Consider the following 13,649-nt stretch of genomic DNA (forward strand, 5'->3'; position numbering starts at 1 on the left):
TCGGGGCGGCCGGGATCCGGCCAAGATCACGAGAAGGCGAACAACTGACGAACTCTCGTGCGTACCTACGAGTAGGGGGTTCACGCTCCGCGACTGATCGATAGCGTGTCGTCGTCGCTGCCGCCACACCCGGAGCACAGGGCTCCGCTGGGACTAGCTGGCGCGATTGAGGACTGCCGACGTGACTCAGGCGGCTTTCGCCCCTGCAGAGACGCTCCGACTCCAGCCGTACACCGATCACTGCCGCGTCATCGCCGACGAGGGCGCGCACGTGGTCATCGGCGTCTCACCGGGGAACAGTTATTTCACCGCCCAGCGGCTGCGCGAGCTGACGCGCTGGGGCTTGGACCGCTTCGATCAGGTCGATCTCGTCTACACCGATCTGCATGTCGCCGACATGTACGAGGCGCTGGGGTACGGGGCCGACGAGGCGCGGCGGAAGGCCGTCAAGAACCTGCGGGGGGTGCGGGCCAAGGTCGGGGCGGCCGTGGCGGAGGCCGATCCCACGGGGGTACGGGTACGGGGCCGGGGGATGTCGGAGTTCGGGGACGTCCCCGCGTACCAGGAGCTGCACCGCACCGTGCTCGACGCGGTGGCGGCGGATCCGGTGGTGCGGGAGACCTGCGACGCGCTGACCGGAATCTTCCTGGCCGGGAAGCTGGCGCCGGGGCAGCTGATCGACGAGCGGCAGCGGGAGGTGTGCCGGGCGTACATCTGCGCCGAGGTGCCGCTGTTCCTGGACACCCCGGCGATCCTCGGGGTGCCGTCCTCGCTCAACTGCTACCACCAGGCGCTGCCGCTGGCCGATCTGCTGTACGGGCGGGGGTCCGGGCTCCGGGCCTCGCGCAACCAGGGCCATGGCATCCTCACGCCCGCCGAAGGAGTCTCCGCATGAGCACCGCCACCGCCACCACGAGCACAAGCGCCGGCGCGCTGCCGGCCTTCCCCTTCGACTGGGACGGGACCCGGCTGCCCGCCGAGATCGGCGCGCTGCGCGCCGAGCCGGTGCGCAAGGTCCGCACGATCGCCGGGGCCGAGGCCTGGCTGGTCTCCTCGTACGAGCTGTGCCGGCAGGTCCTGGAGGACCCGAGGTTCAGCCTGAAGGACACGTCCGCGCCCGGGGCGCCCCGGCAGTACGCGCTGACGATCCCGCCGCACGTGGTGAACAACATGGGCAACATCACCGGGGCCGGGCTGCGCAGGGCCGTGATGAAGGCGATCAACCCGAAGGCGCCCGGCCTGGAGCAGTGGCTGCGGGCCCGGGCCGGGGCGCTGGTGGACGCGCTGGTCGCCGAGGGGGCGCCCGGGGAGCTGCGCAGCGGGTACGCCGATCCGTACTCGGCGGGGCTGCACTGCCGGATGCTGGGCATCCCGGAGGAGGACGGGCCGCGGCTGCTGCGCAGCCTGGACGTGGCCTTCATGAACGCGCCGCGCGAGATCGAGGCGGCCCGGCTCAACTGGGACCGGGACATCGCGTACATGACCGAGCGTCTGGACGATCCGGCGACCGGCGGGCTGATGGCGGAGCTCGCGGCGCTGCGCGAGGATCCCGACTACGCGCATCTGACGGACGAGATGCTGGCGACCGTGGGCGTCACGCTGTTCGGGGCCGGGGTGATCTCCACCGCCGGGTTCCTGACGATGGCGCTTGTGTCGGTGCTGACCCGGCCAGACGTGCGGGAGGCGCTCACCGGCGGGGGCGGTTCCGGTGGGAGCAGTTCCGGTGGCGGGGTCGCCGGGGCGATGGACGAACTGCTGCGGGTCAATCTGTCGATCGGAGACGGGCTGCCGCGGCTCGCCCTGGAGGACGTACGGCTCGGCGGGACCGAGGTGCGGGCCGGTGAGCTGGTCCTCGTCCTCGTGGAGGCCGCGAACCACGATCCGGAGCACTTCCCCGACCCGCTGACCTTCCGGCCGGACCGGGAGAACGCCTCCGACCATCTGTCCTTCGGCGGCGGCTCGCACTACTGCCCGGCGACGGCGCTCGGCAAGCGGCACGCCGAGATCGCCCTGGAGACGCTCCTCGACCGGCTGCCGGAGCTGCGGCTCGCGGTGCCGGTCGAACAGCTGGTGTGGCGCACCAACTTCATGAAGCGCCTCCCCGAGCGGCTGCCGGTGGCCTGGTAGCGGTCGGGCGTGATCACGCGGGGGGCGCTGCCCGCTCCGGCCTGAGCCGGGGCCGGGCAGCGCCCTTCCGTCGTCAGCGGCCGTAACGGATCAGGGCGCGGACCATGCGGCAGGTGGTGTCGGACGGCGGGTGGATGCCGAGCTGGGTCGCCGTGGTGCGTATCTTCGCGTTCGTCGCCCGCGAGGGCAGGTAGACGCCCGCGTCGAGCAGGGCGATGGCCAGGCGCATGGCCTTCAGCCGGCGGTTGTGCGTGACGTACCACTCGCGGGGGCGGCCCGCGGGGAGCGGCTTCTTCTGGAGCGGCTTCCAGGGTTCGAGGGACGGTGTCCGGATCATGGCGACAGCCATGGGCGACCTCCTGGCGAACGGTGGGGTGCGGGCCCTCCCCGGGACCCTCACCTTCACCCCCTATTTTAGTGCCCCCCACTGACAATCGCCCCTGGCCAGACGCATCTTGAGGGGGCATGGAAGAGAGGTTTGACGGGACGTCTGCCGGGACGTTTGCCGGTACGTTGGGGGCATGGAGATCTGGATCAATCCCGCCTGTTCCAAGTGCCGCAGCGCGCTGACCCTGCTGGACGCCGAGGGCGCCGACTACACCGTGCGCCGCTACCTGGAGGACGTGCCCTCGCCGGACGAGATCCGCGCGGTCCTGGAGCGGCTCGGCCTGGAGCCGTGGGACATCACCCGCACCCAGGAGGCGGCCGCCAAGGAGCTGGGCGTCAAGGACTGGCCGCGGGACGAGGCGAGCCGGGACCGCTGGGTGGAGGCGCTGGCCGAGCACCCGAAGCTGATCCAGCGCCCGATCATCACCGCCGAGGACGGCACGGCCGTGGTCGGCCGCTCCGAGGAGGCGGTGCGGGACGCCCTGTCCCGCTGACCGGCTCCCCGAGCCTCGCTCCCCGAGTCAGCTCCCCTCCCCCGTGAGGTGACGGGCCATCCGGGCGTGGGCCTCCGGCCCGGCGCCCACCGGAAGGGCGAAGTGGGTGGCGTCGGGCAGCACCTCCGTCTCCAGGCGCCCGCCGGGGACGGCGGCGTGGGCCTTGCGCTCCACGGCGTACGAGTCATGGGTGCGGCTGCGTCCGGCGAGCAGCACCAGGGTGGGCGGGCGCAGCCCGGCGAGCCGCTCGGGCGCGGGCCGGGGCCCGTTGACCGGGCGGACGGTCGGCTCGTCGGCGGCGAGCACCTGCAGCCGGTGCCAGTCGGGGTCGAGCGCGGCGTCCCCGGTCTCCCAGTCGAGGAACGCGGCCGTGCGGGCCGCGCCCGGCCGCACCAGCACCGGCAGGGCCCGCAGCAGGAAGCGCGGAGCGAAGCCGGTGAAGCAGTTGGTGGGGTCGAGCAGCACGAGCCGGCCGACGCGGTCGGGCGCGGCGAGCGCGTACTGCAGGGCGATCCACGCGCCGTAGGAGTGCCCGGCCAGTCCCACCGGCCGGTCGGCGGGTATCGCGAGGGCGTCGAGGAGCGCGTCGAGCCAGCCGGTGAGGTCGGCGGCGGTACGGATCGGGCGGCCCGGGTCCGCGAGGCTGCGGCCGGGCTCGCCGACCAGGTCGACGGCGTGCACCCGGTGGGTGGCGCCGAGCGCCGCCGCCGTGCCGTACCACCCGGTGGCGGTGGCCCCGCCGCCGGGCAGCAGGAGCACGGGCGGGCCGTCGGCGGGCCCGTGGCTGATGACATGGGTCGCGCCGTACGGGGTGGGGACGGCCGCCGTGGTGGTGCCCTGCGGCCAGTGCGCGAGGACGGCGTCGTAGGCGAGGTGGAACGCGGACGGTTCGCGGGACATGGCACGGTTCCTCTCGTGGGCGGGACGCTGGGACAGGAGCGGCGGGGGCGGGCCGGCTCGTCGGGCCCGCCCCGCCCGGTCACCGAACGGCGGCCGTCGCGGCCTCGGCCTGGTCCCCGGACCGGGCCGCGGTCTCGGCCACGGCTTCCGCCTCGGCCAGGATCTCGGTGAGCCGGGCTCCGAACCGTACGTCGCAGGGGTGGGGGCGGCCGGTGCGGACGGCCTCCAGGAGGCCGTCGACGGCCGCGCCGAACGCGTCGAGGGCGCCGTCCCAGTGCGGCATGACGGCCTTGCCCCGCTCGCCGTAGAGGGAGAGCGCGGCCTCGGCGGAGGCCGCCGGGGCGCTGAGCGTGAGGGTGGCGGTGCTGCTCGCGCCGGAGGCGTGGCGCAGGGTCAGATGGCGGGTGTCCGCCCGGCCCTCGGTGCAGCTGATGGAGGTGACGTCGCCGAGGATCGGCAGGAAGACGGAGAGGACGTGCGGGCCGACGTCCCACAGACCGCCCTTGTCGCGCCGCCAGGGCGAGGCGGCGTAGACGCTGTCGGCGTCGGGCGAGAACAGCGCTCCCAGCCAGTGCGCCTCGCCGAGGAACCATCCGCCGGCGGCGACCTGTTCGTCTATCCAGCGCGCGGTGGGCGGCGCGAAGCGGAGGGTGCAGAACACGACGGAGGCCACGCCAGCGCCCGTGACGGCGTCCGCGAGCTCGCGCGCCGTCGCCGCCGAGGTCGTCACCGGCTTGTCGAGGATGACATGGCAGCCCGCCGCGGCGGCCCGCGCGGCCAGCGGGGCCTGGACGTCCGGCGGCAGCGCCAGCGCGACCGCGTCGCTCGCCTCGAACAGCGCGTCCACGTCCTCGTACGCCTTCGTCCCGCACGCGGCGGCGAGCGCGGCCGCGGCCTCCGGCCGTCTGCCCCACACCCCGCTGAACTCCACGTCGGGATGCGCCGCGAGCGCGGGGGCGTGGGTGCGCTCGGCCCAGGGGCCGGTGCCGAGGAGTCCGATGCGGGTCTTAGTGCCAGCGAGATTCGTCATGCCCACAGTCTGCCGGGCCCCGCACCCCCAGCGGCTCCGGGATCCCCCCGATCCGCCCCGGGCCCGCCCCGGAGCGCACGCCCGGGGCGCGCGGCCAGGGCACGCGGCCGGCACACGCGGCGCAGCCCGGTCGCATCCCAGAGCCGCGGGAAACCGGCTGGACCCCCTCCCCACCCCCGGTGTTAGCTTTTCCGCGCCGGCCGCGGGACTCCGGTGCGACTTCCGGGACCTGCCTCTGAAGCAACGTATTCGCTGTTCGCGCCCCCATTCCCCGGCCGGCAACCTGCGCGGGAGGGGACAAGGAGGGGGACCATGTCCGATCTGATCGCCGCCGAGGACGTCCTGCTCTTCGTCAACGCGGCCGTCACGGCGACGGGCCAGCGCGAGTTCCGCTCCTCCGCCGCGGAACAGCGGCTCTCCCTCGGCTTCGTCCACGAGTACGTGCGCGTCAACTACCGCCCGTTGTACGCCGCCGCGCTCGCCCTCGACATCAACGACCACAACGCCGCCCTGATCGTGGAGCAGTTGCTGCGCAGTCCGCGCGAGGCGGGCCCGGAGGAAGGGCGGCTGATCGCCGCGCGGCTCACCCGGCTGCCGCCGCAGCGGGTCTACCGCCTGTTCGGGGCGCTGCGGGCCGCCGGGGTCAACAACCGGCGCACCCGGGCGGTCGTGCGCGACTGGCTGGCGGCCCGCCCCGACCTCGCGCACGACGCGGTGAAGTACCGCTCGGGGCTCAAGGCCGCCGCCCGGCACGCCCACTGGTCCTTCGCCGACGCCCCGGAGACCGGCGACTTCCTCTTCGCGCCCGGGCGGCGCGCCCGCTATGCGCACCCGGGCCTGGAGGCCTTCCGCCGGGCCCGGTACGAGCAGGGGGCGCTGTACGAGCTGCCGTTCACCGTTGCCGAGGGCTTCGCGGCCAAGCACGGAATCGCCCGCGAGGTCTTCCTGGAGCGGATCGCGCCCCGGATGACCCGCCTCGAGCGGCTGCGCACCCGCCCGGCCGCCGCCGATCTGGGCGTGATGCCGCTGACCCGGCTCGCGCTGTACGTGCTGTCGCTCCCCTTCGGGGAGCGTGCGGCGCGGCGGGCCGAGCTGACCGGGGCGCTGCGGGCGGCGGCGCGCCGCGTCGCGGGGCCGTACGCGGGGAGCTGGGGCCGGGTGGCGGCCGTCCTCGACGACAGCTGGTCGGCCTCGGGGTCGGCGGTGAAGCGGCGCCGGCCGCTGGCGGTCGCGCTGGGCTGCCACTTCCTCCTGGAGGCGCTGGCCGCGCCGGGCGCGTACACGGCCCACTGGACCTCGGGCGGCCGTGATCCACTGCTGGTCCGCCCGTGGGGACCGACCCCGCTCGGTGCGCGGATCCTGGACGCCCTGGAGGCGGAGCCGGAGCGGCTGGTGATCGTCTCGGACGGGTGGGACAACGCGCCGCCCGGGCTCGCGGGCGAGGTGCTGCGGGTGTGGCGGGAGCGGCTGGATCCGGGACATCGGACGTATGCCGTGCATCTGAACCCCGTATACGACGCCGATGTCTTCGATGTGCGGCGGCTGGCGCCCGGGGTGCCGACGGCCGGCATCCGGGACGCGGAGGACCTGCCGGCGCTTGTGGAGGTCGCGCGGTTCGCGGAGGGCCGGGAGGGTCTGGCCGCGCTGCGGGCGTATCTGGACCGGCGGGTGGAGCTGTTCCTGGCGGAGCGCTCCGGGGAGGCGGGGGCATGACACGGATCGATCTGTCGGGGCTCGACGTGCGACCCGCGCAGGTGTGGGGCGGGGTGCGGCTGGTGCCGCTGGTACGGGACGAGCCGGTCACCGGTCTGCGGCTGCACCGGGAGGTGTACGACGCCCATCCGTACGACGACACCGTGGAGGTCGGCGACGGCACCGCGTACACCTCGTACATCCCGCACGGCTTCGTCGCCGACTGGTCGGGTACGGGCGGCGAGTCCGCCGCCTATGGGACGGGGCTCGGCGAGGAGCGGCCGGTCGCGGTCCCGGTGCGGCGGCTCGCCCGGGGCCGGCGCGGCGAGTCGCGGCTCCGGTTCCTCCCGCTGCACCTCGCCCTGGAAGGGTATCTGGCGCTCCACTTCGGCGGGCCGTCGGTGGTGTGGGACGAGTGGTCCCGGGACGCGGTGCGGCGCGGGCTGTCGCCGCGCGCGGAGGCGGCCTACGCGGGATGGCAGGTGCCGGGGCTCGCGGAGGCGCTGCGGGTGTTCGAGATCCATCCGGGGCAGTGCGGAGTGCTCCTTTACGTGGCCGACGCGCTGGCCGCCGCCTTCGTGGTGCCGCACCCGGACGACTACCGGCTGCTGCATCCGACGCTGGTGGAGGACCTCTTCGGGGAGCTGGTGCACCAGTACGCGCACTATGGGGCAGCCGTACCCGAGTTCCGGGCGTCCGTGGAGAGCGGCGCTATCCATTCCCTCGCCGATCTGCGCCGGGCGGCGCGGGCGCAGGAGCGGGTGTGGGCGGAGGCGCACGACGGCCTGATGGCGCGGGACCTGCTGACGACCTCGTACGCCTTCGAGCGGGTCCGTACGATGGGCGGCTTCCGGCTCCACCGCTTCCTGCCGCCGTTCCTGCGCTCGGGCCAGGAGCAGCACATCGGCGAGCTGATCTGCGACCACCGGGGGCGGACCCTCTATCTGAAGACCTTCCGGCTGTCCGACGCCCAGATCCGCCGGGGCTACCTGCTGCGGCGGCTCGCGGACTGCGACTGGCACCTGGAGCGTACGGCCGAGGCGCTCGGCACCTCGTACGCCGAGCTGGTGGCGCGGATCCGGCGGGCCGGATTCGGCGGACTCCTGAACGCGCACGTCGTCGCACGGCGGGGGCGGGAAAAGGAGGAAGGCTGAGTAACACGGGGTTCACAAACGGGCAACCGACGGGAAATCCGGTGTTGCGAAGCTGCGGACGACGCAGACACCGCCACCGCAGCTCTCGCAATGTCGCGAGCCGCCGCCGCAGCGCGGAGCACCAGCACCCGCAGCACGCCAAAGGATGAGGCCCCGTGACCTTCAAGGCTGAGTACATCTGGATCGACGGCACCGAGCCGACCGCCAAGCTCCGTTCCAAGACGAAGATCATCCCCGGTGAGGTCCTTCCGCTGGAGGAGCTGCCGATCTGGGGCTTCGACGGTTCGAGCACGAACCAGGCCAAGGGTCACGCCTCGGACCGGGTGCTCAAGCCGGTCTTCTCCTGCCCGGACCCGATCCGCGGCGGCGACGACATCCTGGTGATGTGCGAGGTCCTGAACACGGACATGACGCCGCACGAGTCGAACACCCGGGCCGCGCTGGCCGAGGTGTACGCGAAGTACGCCGCTCAGGAGCCGATCTTCGGCATCGAGCAGGAGTACACCTTCTTCGACGGCGAGCGTCCGCTCGGCTTCCCGGTCGGCGGCTTCCCGGCCCCGCAGGGCGGCTACTACTGCGGTGTCGGCGCGGACGAGATCTTCGGTCGTGACGTCGTCGAGGCGCACCTGGAGAACTGTCTGAAGGCGGGTCTGGGCATCTCCGGCATCAACGCCGAGGTCATGCCGGGCCAGTGGGAGTTCCAGGTCGGTCCGCTGGCGCCGCTCGAGGTCGCCGACCAGCTGTGGGTGGCCCGCTGGCTGCTCTACCGCACGGCCGAGGACTTCAACGTCTCCGCGACGCTGGACCCGAAGCCGGTGAAGGGCGACTGGAACGGCGCCGGCGCGCACACCAACTTCTCCACGAAGGCGATGCGCGAGGGCTACGACGCGATCATCACCGCGTGCGAGGCGCTGGGCGAGGGCTCGAAGCCGCTCGACCACGTCAAGAACTACGGCGCGGGCATCGACGACCGTCTGACCGGCCTGCACGAGACCGCCCCGTGGGACCAGTACTCCTACGGCGTTTCCGACCGCGGCGCCTCGGTCCGCATCCCGTGGCAGGTCGAGCAGGACCAGAAGGGCTACATCGAGGACCGCCGTCCGAACGCGAACGTGGACCCGTACACGGTGACCCGCCTCCTGGTGGACACCTGCTGCGCGGCCCTGGAGAAGGCCGGCCAGGTCTGAGACCGGGCCTGAGGCCGGGCCTGAGGCCGGGCCTGGCCCGAGCAGCATCTGAGAGGGGCGCCCCCCGTTTCGTACGGGGGCGCCCCTCTCGGCATGTGGGAAGTCGGCATGTGGGAAGGACGACAAGGGGTTTGGCATGCCGGGGGCTGCCCACCGCACTTCCCTGCTGGTTTAATAGGGATATGGAGAGGACGCAGAACGACACCGCGACAGGTCGCCACGACCTCGAGCCGTTCTGGCCTTCCCGCCAGCACCACGACTTCGACCGGTGCTGTCGGCGCGTGAGGAACGCGTCGGCCCTCTAAAGCCCGACCGGAGCCGTCTCCGGTCCCACGGCCTTCGGCCGCCGCGCATGACGTTCGACGTACGACGCCTTCCGTCCGTCCGTGACTCGCGCGAAATGAGCTGAGCTCCCATGGCCCACCTGGCCCACACCCGTACCACCGCCACCGCCGCCGCCACCGCAACTGCCACCGCCGCTCCCCTGGCCCCGCCGCGCCCGCGGCTGCGCGCCGTGGCGCCCGACGAGGTCGCCGGGCTCGCCCGGGTGGCCAACTTCCTGCCGCCGGGCGCCACGCTGCTGCCGGCGCCCCCGAACGCCCTGCCCACGCTGCCCGGGCGCCCGCCGATGGTCGGTTATCTGGTGCTGCTGCCGGCCGACCAGCAGACGGCGGCCTCCGATTCCGCGTCGGCGCCGGCGACGCCCGGTCCGGTGGTCATCGACGGCGTGCAGCGGATCGCCCGCGTCGACGGGCGGGCACTCGACCTGACGTATCTGGAGTTCGAACTCCTCGCCCATCTCGTCGCCCACCCGCACCGGGTGCACACCCGCGACCAGTTGGTCACCACGGTGTGGGGGTACGGGCACGTGGGCGACGGCCGGACCGTCGACGTGCACGTGGCCCGGCTGCGCCGCAAGCTGGGCGCCGAGCACCGCCGCACGATCCAGACCGTGCGGCGGGTCGGCTACAAGTACACCCCCTGATCAGGCGGATTTCAGCCGGTTTGCCGCGACCTCGCCCGCGAGATCCCTCCGAGGGCGAGGTCGACGGCCAGGAAGGCCACCAGGCTGAGGCCGAGCAGCGGCACGAACCAGCCCACGAGCGCCGTCGCCGCGAGCAGCGGAAGCAGCACCGTCGGCGGGACCTTGCGCCAGGCGCCCCTGGCCACCGGGCGGCCCGGGCGGCGCAGCCACCACATGCGGTAGCCCCAGACGATCAGCAGGATCAGGGCGAGCGCGAGGGCGGCGAGCGCCAGCTGGTTGAACAGGCCGAGGTACAGGCCCATATGGGCGTCGATGCCGATCCTCGTGAGCTTCGCGAGCAGCGGGTAGTCCGCGAAGCGGAGCTCGTCCAGGACGGCGCCGTCGGCGGGGTTCACGGCGACCGAGTCCAGCTCCGCCGGGAACTGCTTGTCGGTCTCCTTCACGACGTAACCGCTGCCGTCGGCGGGCAGCACGACCGCGATCGACGGGCTGTCGATGCCGGCGGCGCGGGCCGCCGCGACCGCCTTGTCGATGCCGATGTCCGTGCCGGGGGCCGCGGGTGCGGGCGACTCGTGGTGGCCGGCGCCGTGGCCCGCGTGCTCCCCACCCGTCGTACCTGCGCCCGTACCGGCGGCCGTATCGGCGGCCGGGCCGGGGGTGACGGTCGCGGAGAGCTTCGGGGTCGCACCGCCGAGGCGGTCCTGTACGCCGCCGATGTTCTCGCCCGCGTACCGCGACCAGGTCAGCCCGGTCGCCGACAGCGCCACGAGACCGACCGCCGCCCACAGGCCGACCGTTCCGTGCCAGGAGAGGGTACGGCGACGGGACTTCGCCCCGCCCTCGGGCAGGAACAGCGCACGCCGGTTCCTGCGCCGCCGCCCCACCCAGAGCAGCACGCCGCCGAGTGCGACCACCCACAGCCAACTGGCGGCCAGCTCGCTGTAGTTGCGCCCCAGCTCACCGAGGTGCAGGTCCACGTGCAGACCCGAGATCCAGGTGCGCAGCGGCAGCGCGCCGGAGCTTCCGTAACTGGGCAGTTCCCCGCGTATCGCGGCGGTGTACGGGTCCACGAAGACGGCCGTCGAGGTGCCCTCGGGCGCCTCCGGGTCGGCCATCAACACCCGCGTGGTGGCGCCGGGTTCGACCCCCGGCCAGACGGCGGTCACCGCGCCGTCGGGGCGGGCGGCGCGGGCCGCCGCGACCTGCCGTTCGAGAGGGAGTGCGGTGGCCTCGCCGGCGGGAACCGGGACTTCCAGCTCGTGCGCGTACAGGACCTTCTCCGCCGGTACGGAGAGCGCGTAGAGCAGTCCGCTGACGGCGGCCAGGAGCAGGAACGGGGCCACGAGCACCCCCGCGAAGAAGTGCATCCGCAGCACGAGCGGGCGGAGTGCGGCCCAGCCGCGGGGGCGGGTGGGGGTGTTGCTTGGGGGCGTTTCCGGGGCCGCCGGGTCGGTGGGTTCGGTCGGTTCCGTACGGCGTCGTGCGAGGTCGTCGAGAGTCATGACGGTTCCTAGGGGTCGTCGACCTGGGGTACGCGGGGTGCGGATGCGCGGGTGCATGGCCGTTGCGGCGAGCCCGAGCGGGCTGCTCGCGCTCGCCCTGCGGCCTCCGCCGTCCGGCGTCAGGCGCCTGGCGGGCACGGCCGGCGGCGCGCGCGCCGTGGCACGGCCGCCGGCACGCGACGCTGCCGAGCGGGAGCCGACGCGCGTCGGCCCTCGGGCACCTGCCGTCCGGCCTCTGCCGTCCGGCTTTCGCCGAAAAGCAGTCGCCCTGAGGCTCCACCGTCAGGCATGCGCCACCCGGCGCTCGCCGCCAGGCGTTCACCGGCAGGCATCCGCCGCCGCGCCGGCGCCGTACAGCATCGGGCGTTCGGCGTCACTTGGCATCCAGCACCCTGCGTACGACACAGGTCGTGTGTCGACAAGGGAGAAGCGACCCCCGGTCGGTCACGTCAGACGAGTGCTCCGAGGGTCGTGGCGCGGGGTACGGGCAGGGCCGGTGGGCCGCGGCGTGAGACGGCGTGGGTGAGGAGGACGCCGTGGAGGCGGCGGGTCCGGGGGGTGGGGCGGAGGGGGTGGTGGGGCGGTGGGGGTGGGAGTCGGAGTCGGGCGGCGGCGAGCAGTAGCCGCAGTGGGGTGCGGGCGCGGGAGCCGACCGTGCGGGCCAAGGTGAAGAGCGCCGCCTCGCCCCGGGCGAGCCAGAGGCCGCAGGCCAGCGCGGCGAGCAGGTGCGCGGCGAGCATGCCGGCGCCCGAGCCCGGGGCCTGGCCCATGGCGTGGGCCGTGTGCGCCGTGTGCGCGAGGGAGGGGTCGGCGAGCATCGCCGTCGGCACCTCGGTGACACCGGCGGGCGCGCCGGACTGCCCCGGCCCGAAGACCTGGCCCAGCCCGCCCCGCTCCCCCGCCCCGAAGATCACGTGCAGCGCGCCCTGCACACCCGTCGATCCGGTCGCCACAGCGACCGCTCCCCGGCGGCGGCCCGCGGCCGCCCAGGCGAGCGCGCCCGTCACCGCGAAGGCCGCGAGGAGCGAGGTGAGGGGGACGGAGTGGGCAGACATGGAGGAATGGCCCATCGCCGCCAATGTCACACACACCACCGCGAAGAGCGCGGCGCGGAGGGCGCGCAGGGGCGACCGGGGGTGCGTCATGGTGGGGACATGGTGTCATCCCGGGGGCGCGGGCGGGAGGGCGCCTCCCAGGGCCGGGCCGGGGCCCATCGGTTACGGTTCGCAGGAATGGAGGAAAGAGAGGAAATAGAGGACGTAGAGGAAAAACAGGAATTCTCCTGTGTCGTTTCTGGTTCGGAGGAGTCGACGTATGCCCGCCATCCCCGCCGCCACCGTCGCCAACCTCCGTGATCTCGGCACGCTTCCGCTCGGCGCTGGGCGCAGTGTGCGGGAGGGGCTGGTGTTCCGGTCCGGGCAGTTGGACCGGCTCGACCCGGCGGATGCGGTGGTGGGCGGGCTGGGGATCCGGACGGTGGTCGACTTCCGGACCGCCGCCGAGCGGGCCGACCGGCCGGACCGGCTGCCGCCGGGCGGGCCGGGGATCCGGACGGTGGTGGCCGATGTGCTCGCGGACTTCCTGGCGACCAGCGGGCTGCCGCCGGCCGCCCGGCTGAAGACCCTGCTGTCGGATCCGGCGCTGGCCGAGGAGCATCTCGGCGGGGGCAGGGCGCAGGCCGCGTTCGCGCGCACCTACCGGGCCTTCGTGAACACGGAGTCGGCGCGGGCCTCGTACGGCGCCTTCCTCACCGAGCTGGGCGATCCGGCCGCCGGGCCGCTGCTGTTCCACTGCACGGCGGGCAAGGACCGCACGGGGTGGGCGGCGACGATCGTGCTGTCGCTGCTTGGGGCGGACGAGCGGACGGTGATGGCGGAGTATCTGGCGGTCAATCCGGGGGTGCGGGAGGCGTTCGGGCCGCTGATCGAGGGGTTCACGGCGCAGGGCGGCGACCCGGAGCTGGCGCTCGCGCTCGTCGGGGTGGTGCCGGCGTATCTGGAGGCGGCCCTGGACGAGGTGGCGGTCCGGCACGGGTCGATGGAGAAGTACGTACGGGAGGGGCTCGGCGTCCCGGACGAGGTCGTCGGCCTCCTGCGCGAGCGCCTGACCGTCCACGCCGCCTGAGCCACGAGGGCACGGACGGTTGACCCGTTCGGGGGATGCCGGCCGGGGTGACCATCGCACCATTCGC

The 13,649-nt window shown here is 73.8% G+C and carries 13 protein-coding genes; 8 read left to right on the forward strand and 5 right to left on the reverse strand.

Features of this window, described 5'->3' with window-relative positions; all coding sequences use genetic code 11:
- The first annotated feature begins 181 nt into the window (after positions 1-181).
- Positions 182-895: a tRNA-dependent cyclodipeptide synthase gene (locus KV205_RS02760; RefSeq protein WP_265861801.1), complete on the forward strand. Its 714-nt coding sequence runs from the start codon at positions 182-184 to the stop codon at positions 893-895.
- Positions 892-2,127 (forward strand): cytochrome P450, encoded by a 1,236-nt coding sequence (locus tag KV205_RS02765; protein ID WP_265861802.1) that lies wholly within the window; start codon positions 892-894, stop codon positions 2,125-2,127. Before KV205_RS02760 ends, KV205_RS02765 begins: the two co-directional genes overlap by 4 nt.
- A 73-nt stretch (positions 2,128-2,200) precedes the next feature.
- Here the strand turns inward: KV205_RS02765 and KV205_RS02770 are convergent, their stop codons facing one another.
- Positions 2,201-2,476, reverse strand: coding sequence for a hypothetical protein (locus KV205_RS02770; protein ID WP_265861804.1), 276 nt, complete (start codon positions 2,474-2,476; stop codon positions 2,201-2,203).
- A gap of 172 nt (positions 2,477-2,648) precedes the next feature.
- Between KV205_RS02770 and KV205_RS02775 the strand changes: the two genes are divergently transcribed.
- Complete coding sequence (locus KV205_RS02775; RefSeq protein ID WP_265861806.1) at positions 2,649-3,008, forward strand: arsenate reductase family protein; 360 nt, start codon at positions 2,649-2,651, stop codon at positions 3,006-3,008.
- A 27-nt stretch (positions 3,009-3,035) separates the two neighbouring features.
- On the opposite strand, the gene KV205_RS02780 is transcribed toward KV205_RS02775, so the two are convergent.
- Both KV205_RS02780 and KV205_RS02785 read right to left on the reverse strand, forming a co-directional pair.
- Positions 3,036-3,908 (reverse strand): alpha/beta fold hydrolase, encoded by an 873-nt coding sequence (locus tag KV205_RS02780; RefSeq protein ID WP_265861808.1) that lies wholly within the window; start codon positions 3,906-3,908, stop codon positions 3,036-3,038.
- A gap of 79 nt (positions 3,909-3,987) precedes the next feature.
- Complete coding sequence (locus KV205_RS02785; protein ID WP_265861810.1) at positions 3,988-4,938, reverse strand: Gfo/Idh/MocA family protein; 951 nt, start codon at positions 4,936-4,938, stop codon at positions 3,988-3,990.
- A gap of 312 nt (positions 4,939-5,250) precedes the next feature.
- Here KV205_RS02785 and KV205_RS02790 point away from each other — a divergent pair, with 312 nt between their 5' ends.
- From KV205_RS02790 to KV205_RS02805, 4 genes are all read left to right on the forward strand, one after another.
- Complete coding sequence (locus KV205_RS02790) at positions 5,251-6,651, forward strand: hypothetical protein (protein WP_265861812.1); 1,401 nt, start codon at positions 5,251-5,253, stop codon at positions 6,649-6,651.
- Positions 6,648-7,784: a hypothetical protein gene (locus tag KV205_RS02795; RefSeq protein ID WP_265861814.1), complete on the forward strand. Its 1,137-nt coding sequence runs from the start codon at positions 6,648-6,650 to the stop codon at positions 7,782-7,784. The genes KV205_RS02790 and KV205_RS02795 overlap by 4 nt, the downstream gene beginning before the upstream one ends.
- A gap of 155 nt (positions 7,785-7,939) precedes the next feature.
- Complete coding sequence (glnII, locus tag KV205_RS02800; RefSeq protein WP_265861816.1) at positions 7,940-8,971, forward strand: glutamine synthetase; 1,032 nt, start codon at positions 7,940-7,942, stop codon at positions 8,969-8,971.
- Between the two features lie 424 nt (positions 8,972-9,395).
- Complete coding sequence (locus KV205_RS02805) at positions 9,396-9,956, forward strand: winged helix-turn-helix domain-containing protein (protein ID WP_265861917.1); 561 nt, start codon at positions 9,396-9,398, stop codon at positions 9,954-9,956.
- An 11-nt stretch (positions 9,957-9,967) separates the two neighbouring features.
- Here the strand turns inward: KV205_RS02805 and KV205_RS02810 are convergent, their stop codons facing one another.
- Positions 9,968-11,458: a PepSY-associated TM helix domain-containing protein gene (locus tag KV205_RS02810; protein ID WP_374214603.1), complete on the reverse strand. Its 1,491-nt coding sequence runs from the start codon at positions 11,456-11,458 to the stop codon at positions 9,968-9,970.
- Positions 11,459-11,907: 449 nt separating this feature from the next.
- Positions 11,908-12,603 (reverse strand): hypothetical protein, encoded by a 696-nt coding sequence (locus KV205_RS02815; RefSeq protein ID WP_265861818.1) that lies wholly within the window; start codon positions 12,601-12,603, stop codon positions 11,908-11,910.
- A 169-nt stretch (positions 12,604-12,772) separates the two neighbouring features.
- On the opposite strand from KV205_RS02815, the gene KV205_RS02820 reads away from it, so the two are divergent.
- A complete protein-coding gene (locus KV205_RS02820; RefSeq protein ID WP_265861820.1) occupies positions 12,773-13,582 on the forward strand; it encodes a tyrosine-protein phosphatase in 810 nt (269 codons plus the stop codon).
- Positions 13,583-13,649: the final 67 nt, after the last annotated feature.

The sequence above is a fragment of the Streptomyces sp. SKN60 genome (genome assembly GCF_026236535.1).
GTDB lineage: Bacteria > Actinomycetota > Actinomycetes > Streptomycetales > Streptomycetaceae > Streptomyces.

Bases quoted from the DNA above. Each gene is read 5' to 3' on its own strand.
- KV205_RS02820 (WP_265861820.1), top strand. From the start codon at position 12,773: ATGCCCGCCATCCCCGCCGCCACCGTCGCCAACCTCCGTGATCTCGGC.
- KV205_RS02790 (WP_265861812.1), top strand. From the start codon at position 5,251: ATGTCCGATCTGATCGCCGCCGAGGACGTCCTGCTCTTCGTCAACGCG.
- KV205_RS02780 (WP_265861808.1), bottom strand. From the start codon at position 3,908: ATGTCCCGCGAACCGTCCGCGTTCCACCTCGCCTACGACGCCGTCCTC.
- KV205_RS02775 (WP_265861806.1), top strand. From the start codon at position 2,649: ATGGAGATCTGGATCAATCCCGCCTGTTCCAAGTGCCGCAGCGCGCTG.
- KV205_RS02785 (WP_265861810.1), bottom strand. From the start codon at position 4,938: ATGACGAATCTCGCTGGCACTAAGACCCGCATCGGACTCCTCGGCACC.
- KV205_RS02765 (WP_265861802.1), top strand. From the start codon at position 892: ATGAGCACCGCCACCGCCACCACGAGCACAAGCGCCGGCGCGCTGCCG.
- KV205_RS02815 (WP_265861818.1), bottom strand. From the start codon at position 12,603: ATGACGCACCCCCGGTCGCCCCTGCGCGCCCTCCGCGCCGCGCTCTTC.
- KV205_RS02810 (WP_374214603.1), bottom strand. From the start codon at position 11,458: ATGACTCTCGACGACCTCGCACGACGCCGTACGGAACCGACCGAACCC.
- KV205_RS02770 (WP_265861804.1), bottom strand. From the start codon at position 2,476: ATGGCTGTCGCCATGATCCGGACACCGTCCCTCGAACCCTGGAAGCCG.
- KV205_RS02795 (WP_265861814.1), top strand. From the start codon at position 6,648: ATGACACGGATCGATCTGTCGGGGCTCGACGTGCGACCCGCGCAGGTG.